The 517-nt window shown below is 43.1% G+C and carries 1 protein-coding gene and 1 pseudogene; both read right to left on the reverse strand.

The annotated features are described in order from the left end of the window. Positions 1-200 (reverse strand): annotated as a pseudogene (locus B9T16_RS29275) (Uma2 family endonuclease); the annotation flags it as partial. A gap of 79 nt (positions 201-279) precedes the next feature. After that, the coding region (locus B9T16_RS29280) for a hypothetical protein (protein WP_410246456.1) at positions 280-517 on the reverse strand (238 nt) is incomplete at its 5' end.

Here is a 517-nt window from a genome sequence, read left to right on the forward strand (position 1 = left end):
GGGGCTTGACGGGTTTTATTGTCCCCTTCCACGGGATACCAGGGTAAATCCCCAGCCACAAACACATCGGGACGATTGGCGAACAAAATTTCTAAGTTCTCTTTAATTACCACAATCCACTGGAATTGCTGGGTATTTTCTGCCATCGGTTGTCCGTCACTATCGGGATAAATTACGGTTTGGGAAACTTGCTGAACCATAGTAATTTTCTCATGTTCGATGAGTCGGGCTAATCTCTGAAGCTATTTTGTAGTATAGCAGTTTTCGATTGAGGCGGTCTCATTTTACTTGGCTAAGATAGGGGTTGGCTGGAATATTTATCAACCTAATTTGGTTGGGTTTCGCCCAGGGCTGCACCCAACCTACAGCTATAAGGCTTAGGTATAGTGGCGGATATTTTGACAACGCTTTCCTAGCCATACCATTGTTAGATATACTATTATCATAATTCCGGGCATACTTGTCAAAGTTTGAGACTATCGGCGCAGATGCACAAATAGAAAATAAAGCATTCGAG

Origin of the sequence: Arthrospira sp. PCC 8006 (assembly GCF_046480465.1) — a bacterium.
GTDB classification, from domain to species: domain Bacteria; phylum Cyanobacteriota; class Cyanobacteriia; order Cyanobacteriales; family Microcoleaceae; genus Limnospira; species Limnospira platensis.